This window comes from Magnetospirillum moscoviense, from assembly GCF_001650635.1.
Classification (GTDB): Bacteria; Pseudomonadota; Alphaproteobacteria; order Rhodospirillales; family Magnetospirillaceae; genus Magnetospirillum; species Magnetospirillum moscoviense.
Genome location: NZ_LWQU01000078.1, coordinates 1 through 1,108, shown reverse-complemented (window position 1 = coordinate 1,108; position 1,108 = coordinate 1). Strand labels below are relative to the sequence as shown.

The window sequence follows — 1,108 nt, the reverse complement described above, 5'->3', positions numbered from 1 at the left end:
ATGCAAGCCGCCGCAGCCGCCAGCCCCGCCCAATGCCGTCTGGATCAATCCGCCAGCTGAGAGAATTGCTGCCTAAATTGTCAGACGCAGTGTCGCGGATTCATTGACAGGTTCCGTGGCCACCCCGACTTCCAAACTTTCCGGGATGAGTTCGGGGGCTGCCAAGGCTTCCTCCACCAGCATCGCTCTCGGCAAAATTAGCATCCCCTACACCCACCTTACTGGGGTCGGCTCCGGAACTATCAACGTGACCTCAGCCGGTATCGCGAACGGAACCAAGCTGGTTTCATCCATATTTTCCGGAAAAGGGCTGAGCCTCGGCATCGGCTTGGGTCTCGGCGCGTGGGGGCCTGCATTGCTTGCGGGAACCGTATGCGTTGCTGGATATGGTGCCTATCGGATATATGCCGCCAATCCCAAGGGCAATCCCCGCTCTCGGACCAAGAGTGGTCAAGAGACCGCCACATTAGTCTCCCAGGTCGCGTCAATGGCTGATGCTGTTTTCGCCGCAGGATACGGAGCATTTAGAAAGCTGGTATCCTCACCTGATGATGAAGCGGCCCTGGCTGCGGAGCTTGCCGCCGAAATTGCAGCCGCCGAGAAGCTAATCGCCGAGGCCAATGAAGCTGAGAAGCGTGCATTAGCGGCTGGTGCCAATGCCAAGCAGGCCATCAAGTTGGCAGCCGCCGCCAAGCGGAGGGCAAAAGCCGCTTTGGACCTTCAGCATTCAACAGAATCCAAGCTGTCGGCTACTCGGGCGCGAAAGCGGAAGGAAGCTGCCGCCAACGTGTAGTCCATTTTCATGAAGCATTATTTCCAGAAATACGAAAACTCACAGCCAGATCGCCCCGCACATAGTTGCGAGAGCCTCTTACTATTAGAGCAATCCAGCATCCATAATAAATTTCTCTGGACAGATTTCGCCTCAGCTTGCGAGAATGGGGCGTGTTATGATATATGCGCATACCAGCCGATATCTCTCCAAAGGGACTCGGAACCTGTCAATGAATCCGCGACACTGCGTCTGACAATTTAGGCAGCAATTCTCTCAGCTGGCGGATTGATCCAGACGGCATTGGGCGGGGCTGGCGGCTGCGGCGGCTTGCAT

The 1,108-nt window shown here is 56.3% G+C and carries 1 protein-coding gene; it reads left to right on the top strand.

The annotated features are described in order from the left end of the window. Window positions 1-115 precede the first annotated feature (115 nt). Window positions 116-793: a hypothetical protein gene (locus A6A05_RS21675; RefSeq protein WP_245644181.1), complete on the top strand. Its 678-nt coding sequence runs from the start codon at window positions 116-118 to the stop codon at window positions 791-793. Window positions 794-1,108: the final 315 nt, after the last annotated feature.